Below are 5,287 nucleotides of genomic sequence, written 5' to 3'. Positions count from 1 at the left end.
GTAGAATCTTCCATGTGAGCCGGTTGCATGTTGATCTCCTAAGTCTAAGTTTCGAACTCTCAGGTTAGGACTCAATCTGCAAATCGGCTCACTTTCTTTTCATCATAGGATCTACGTAGGGTGGCCGGCTCGGCCGGCCGCGCGTTCAAATCACGCGTGCATCAATGCGGCGTCGAATCGCCACTCAAAACTTCAATTAACGCAGGTTCACCAGCGTCTGCAACACCGAATCCTGCGTCTTGATCGTCTGCGCATTCGCCTGGTACACGCGCTGCGCGGTGATCATGTTGACCAACTCGGCGGTCAGGTCGACGTTCGAGCTCTCGACGGCCGACGACTGCAGCACGCCCATGCTGCCCGAGTTCGGCGTGCCCATCAGCGGCACGCCCGAGTTGGCCGACTCGGCCCAGGCATTGTTGCCCAGCGGTTCGAGGCCGTTCGGGTTGGTGAAGTTGGCCAGCACCACCTGGCCCAGCGGCTTGGTCTGGCCGTTGCTGTACTGGCCCAGGATGATGCCGTCCTGGCCGGTCGAGAAGCGCTGCAGGTTGCCGGCCGCGTAGCCGTCCTGGGCGATCTTCTTTTCGCTGGTGGCGACGCCATACTGCGTGGTGCCGTCGTAGTCGATCGTGAAGGTCATGACCGGTTCGGCGCCGGTTGCCGGGAACACCGGCAGGCTGGCGGTCATCTTGCCGGCGGCGGTCGAGGTGACCTTGTTCAGGCCGCCGTTGGTGTCGAACACCAGGGTGCCGATGCTCTTCGGCGGCACGTTCACGGCCTTGGCCATGGCTTCGTCGACTTCGGCCGGCGTGGTGCCCGGCACCAGTGCGGCATTGGTCGCGGCGGTGTTGATCTCGGTCTGGTTGGCGGCGGTGCCGCCGGCGGCGCCGGCAGCGGCCGACACCATGGCCGAGGCGGCGCTGGCATAGCTGTTCAGGGCGGCGGCGATGGTGGCCGGCACCGGCGGCACGGCCTTGCTGGCGGCTTCCCAGTTGGCGCGGGCGGTGTTCACCGCGGTGAAGGCGCCGCCGGTGCCCTGGGCTGCGCCGGCCACCGCCAGGTTGGTCACTTCGGTGCCGTCGTTGGCCGCGTACACGTCCCAGCCGCCGGTGGCGTTGCGGGCGTAGTAGGTCGACAGCACGTGCGGATTGCCCAGCGTGTCGTACACGCTCATCGGGGTCTGCTTGTTGTAGGTGGTCGGGTCGTCCGCGTTGAAAGGCGTGTTGGTCGGCGCCTGGCTACGCGAATCCAGGTTCAGCTCCATTTGCACTTCCGAGGTCTTGACCGGCTGCAGGTCGGCGGTATCGATGCGCAGCGGCGCGGCGGCGCCGGCCGAGAGCTGGCCGTTGGCGTTCAGGCCGTAGCCGGTGAGCTTGGCGCCCTGCGGGTTGACCATGAAGCCGTTCTTGTCGAGCGCGAACTGGCCGTTGCGGCTGTACTGAATCAGGCCCGAGGTTTCGGTGCGGAAGAAGCCGGCGCCGTTGATGGCGATGTCGAGCGGATTGTTCGAGGCTTCGACGTTACCCTGGGTGAACTGCTGGGCAATGCCCGCGACCTTCACGCCGATACCGGCGGTGACGCCGCCCGAACCATTGAGCGAGCTGGCGTAGACGTCGGCGAACTGGGTGGTCGAACCCTTGAAGCCGACCGTGCTCGCGTTGGCGATGTTGTTACCGATGACGTCGAGGGATTTGGCAGCGCCGTTCAAGCCGCTCAGGCCTTGTTGGAAAGACATGGTGTACTCCTAATAGGTTGGTAAGCGGCTGGCTTACAGGACTTGTTTGATATCGGCCATGCTGACGGAGCCCTTCACCGGCAGGTTCAGCTTGATGCCGTCCTTGCCGCTGGTGGTCACGCTCGCGACGCTGTCGAAGGACAGCCCTTTCGCATCGGTCAGCGGCTCGCCGCCGCGCAGGGCGACGACACGGAAGCTGTAGTTGCCATTGGCCAGGGTCACCGGCTTGCCGGCGGCATCGACGTTTTTCGGGTCGAGCACGCCGTCCCAGGCCAGCGGCAGCACGCCGGCGGCATTCGGGCCGAGGTCGATGGTCTGGACATCCTTGCCGGTGACCGGATCGGTGATCACGACCTGTACCGAATCGGCCGCGCTGGCCAGCTCGACGCCGAGGATGGCCTTGCCATCCTGCAGTTGCACCTTGCTGCCCTCGACCAGCACGCCGTGGCCGATCAGGTTGGTCGCCTGCATCGCTTCGGCCGACTGGTAGCTGGTCTTGAGCGATTCCAGGGTGGTATTGAGCTTGTTGACGCCGGTAACGGTGGAGAGCTGGGCCAGCTGGCTGGTGATCTGCGCGTTGTCGAGCGGGTTCAGCGGATCCTGGTTCTTCAGCTGGGTGACTAGCAGGGTCATGAACTTGTCGGTGTCGGCCTGGACGCTGTCGGTGTCGACTTTCTTCTTGGCGTTCATGGTCGACATGAGGTCGGAGACATTGGCGGCCGGGCTGTTGTTGGCGATGGTGGTCATGGTGGTTTAGTATTCTTGTGTTACTGGCCGAGGGTCAGGGTCTTGAGCAGCATGGTCTTGGCAGCGTTCATGGTCTCGACATTGGTCTGGTAGGAACGCGAGGCCGACAGCATGTTGACCATCTCGTCGACCACGTTCACGTTCGGCATCGCCACATAGCCCTTTTCGTCGGCCATCGGGTGCTTGGGGTCGTAGATCTGCTTGAGCGGCGACGGGTCCTCGACCACTTCGCGCACCCGCACGCCGGTGGCGCCGGACTGCTGGGGCACCGCCTCGAACACGACCGCCTTGGCGCGGTAGGCTTCGCCGTTGGCGCTGGTGGCGCTGTCGGCATTGGCCAGGTTGCTGGCCACGGTATTCAGGCGCTGCGCCTGGGCGCTCATCGCCGAGCCGGATACGTTGAAGATATTGAATAGCGACATGATTATTGCCCCTGGATGGCCGCGAGCAGGCCCTTGATCTGGTGGTTGATCATCGTGATGCCAGCTTCGTAGCGCAGCGCGTTGTCGGCGAACTGGTTGCGTTCGACGTCCATGTCGACCGTATTGCCGTCGACCGCGCCCTGCACCACGCCGCGGTACATCACCGGCGTGCCGTTCGACAGCATGTCGCCGGTGGGCTTGCCCTGGGCGATGTGGTTCCGGGCGGTGGTCGCCATCGGACCATTGGCGCCCTTGGCGGCCAGCGCACCCTGCAGCGCCGAGCTGAAATCGATGTCCCGCGCCTTGTAGTTGGGCGTGTCGGCGTTGGCGATGTTCGACGCCAGCAGCTCCTGGCGCTGGGCGCGCAGGGACAGGGCCTTTTCGTTGAAACTCAGGTACTGGTCGACTTTGCCGATCATGCTGCCTCCGGGACGGGACGTATTGGGACAGCACCGATCATACGGATGGGCAACAAACACCAATCGATGGAGAAAGGACGGCAAACCCCGGCTATTCAAAGTTTCACTATGGAATCATGCTGCCTAAAATGGCAGCATTCGAGATCCATGCCCTTACCGGAGTCATCCTTCAATGAAACGCCAGATCGCCGCTGTATTGTTCTTGTTGGCCGCGCCCTTCGCCTCCGCCCAACAGCCGGTCGCCGCACGCCAGAACCTCCCTGCCCTGCGCGCGGTAGTCGAACAATACCTGCAGACCCAAACCGCCGGCCTGCCGGGCCAGGTCAGCGTCAAGGTCGGCAACGTCGACCCGCGCACCAGCCTGGCCGCCTGCCCGGCGCCGGAAGCCTTCCAGCAGCCCGGCGCGCGGGCGTGGGGGAAAACAACGGTAGGCGTGCGCTGCACCGCGCCAAGCCCATGGACGGTGTATATTCAGGCGACGGTCAGCGTGGTGGCGGAGTATGTTGCCGCCGCCGTGCCGCTGGCCCAGGGCCAGCCGGTCGACGCCGGCCAGCTCGTCATGATGCAGGGCGATATCGCGGCGATGCCAAACGGCATCATCACCGACATGGCCCAGGCCATCGGGCGCACGCCGACCGCCTCGCTGCAGGCGGGAACGCCGCTGCGGCTCGATACGCTCAAGGCCAAACCGGTCGTGCAGCAGGGCCAGGCAGTGCGCCTGGTGTCGAAAGGCGCGAATTTTTCCGTGTCAGCCGAAGCGCGCGCGCTCGGCAATGCCGGCGAAGGCCAGGTGGCGCAGGCGCGCACCCAGTCGGGCACCGTCGTGAGCGGCACCGCGCGCAGCGGCGGCATCATCGACATCGCGATCTGACACTGTTACCAGCAGCACCGCATAATTTCATCCAATGGCCTTTTCTGCACTAAAGTTTGTGAAATCCGCGCCGTTACCGGTTGCAGATACCGGAGTTTCCGCTCCGAACAGAGAAGGATGATGCTGTGAAAATCAACGATACCATCAAGGGCAACCCAGGCCTTCAGCCGGCGACGACGCCGGCCAACAATACCCGCACCGACAAGGCCGCGACCACCGCAGCCACGCCTGCGGCAACCGACAGCGTGCGCCTGTCCTCGCAGGGCCAGGCCATGGCCGCCGCCGTGGGCGCGAACAACCAGGTGTTCGACACCAAGAAAGTTGAACGCATCAAGATGGCCATCGCCGATGGCCAGTTCCAGGTCAATTCCGAGAAAGTCGCCGACGGCCTGCTCGACACCGTGCGCGACTTGCTCCATTCACGCAAGCGATAACTTTTCATGCCCACCAGCCCGATCACGACCCTCCCCACCGAACAGCAACACGTCATCTCTCTGCTGGAGCTGATGAAGCAGGAACAAACGCTGCTGGTCGCAGCGGACGCCGACGGGCTGGCGCAACTCACTCCCCGCAAGAACGCGCTGCTGCAGGCGCTGGCCGAACTGTCGGCCGAGCGCCACGCTGCCTTGGCCGCTGCCGGCTGCGAAGGATCGGAAGCGGGCATGGAACCCTGGCTGGCGGTCAGCGGCACGCCTGAGGCGCGCAGCCAGTGGGAACAATTGCTCGAACTTGCCCGCCAGGCCAAGGAACTCAACCGCGTCAACGGCATGCTGATCAACAAGCAGCTGGCCCACAACCAGGGCGTGCTCAACGCCCTGCGCATGCCGGCCGGCGCCGAAGCCGGCGGCGTGTACGGCTCCAGCGGGCAGACCGTGGCCGGCGGACCATCGAAGCGTTTCGTGGTCGGTTAAGGCATTCCCGCATCACACAACAACAACGGTCGCCAAGGCGGCCGTTTTGCATTCGCCGTAGATAACTAAACTTCGGGGTCAGGTCCTGACCCTTCCCCTCAAATTCTCACCTCCTGCACCAAGGTAATCAGTTCAATAAGGGCGGTCTCGAACGCGTGTGGAGGTAATCGAAGTCGCGTACTCTC

At 64.0% G+C, this 5,287-nt stretch carries 7 protein-coding genes; 3 read left to right on the top strand and 4 right to left on the bottom strand.

Annotation, left to right across the window (positions count from 1 at the left end; genetic code table 11):
* Positions 1 to 196: 196 nt before the first annotated feature.
* Genes AC56LR_RS21530 through flgB form a run of 4 tightly spaced genes read right to left on the bottom strand, consistent with a single transcriptional unit; the run spans position 197 to position 3,320 of the window.
* Entirely contained in the window at positions 197 to 1,732 is a 1,536-nt protein-coding gene (locus tag AC56LR_RS21530) for a flagellar hook protein FlgE (RefSeq protein ID WP_497133510.1), read from the bottom strand.
* Positions 1,733 to 1,765: 33 nt separating this feature from the next.
* Entirely contained in the window at positions 1,766 to 2,479 is a 714-nt protein-coding gene (locus AC56LR_RS21525) for a flagellar hook assembly protein FlgD (protein WP_497133508.1), read from the bottom strand.
* A 20-nt stretch (positions 2,480 to 2,499) separates the two neighbouring features.
* A complete protein-coding gene (gene flgC, locus AC56LR_RS21520) occupies positions 2,500 to 2,901 on the bottom strand; it encodes a flagellar basal body rod protein FlgC (protein ID WP_497133506.1) in 402 nt (133 codons plus the stop codon).
* Positions 2,902 to 2,903: 2 nt separating this feature from the next.
* The gene (flgB, locus tag AC56LR_RS21515; protein WP_497133505.1) at positions 2,904 to 3,320 is read right to left on the bottom strand and encodes a flagellar basal body rod protein FlgB; all 417 of its coding nucleotides are present in this window, start codon (positions 3,318 to 3,320) and stop codon (positions 2,904 to 2,906) included.
* Positions 3,321 to 3,492: 172 nt separating this feature from the next.
* Between flgB and flgA the strand changes: the two genes are divergently transcribed.
* From flgA to AC56LR_RS21500, 3 genes are all read left to right on the top strand, one after another.
* On the top strand, positions 3,493 to 4,191 hold the full coding sequence (gene flgA / locus AC56LR_RS21510) for a flagellar basal body P-ring formation chaperone FlgA (protein ID WP_497133503.1): 699 nt from the start codon (positions 3,493 to 3,495) through the stop codon (positions 4,189 to 4,191).
* Between the two features lie 125 nt (positions 4,192 to 4,316).
* On the top strand, positions 4,317 to 4,625 hold the full coding sequence (gene flgM, locus AC56LR_RS21505; RefSeq protein ID WP_497133502.1) for a flagellar biosynthesis anti-sigma factor FlgM: 309 nt from the start codon (positions 4,317 to 4,319) through the stop codon (positions 4,623 to 4,625).
* Positions 4,626 to 4,631: 6 nt separating this feature from the next.
* A complete protein-coding gene (locus tag AC56LR_RS21500) occupies positions 4,632 to 5,102 on the top strand; it encodes a flagella synthesis protein FlgN (protein ID WP_497133500.1) in 471 nt (156 codons plus the stop codon).
* Positions 5,103 to 5,287: the final 185 nt, after the last annotated feature.

This window comes from Telluria sp. ZT3P39, from assembly GCF_059685935.1.
This window is presented reverse-complemented; position numbering and strand designations above follow the sequence as displayed.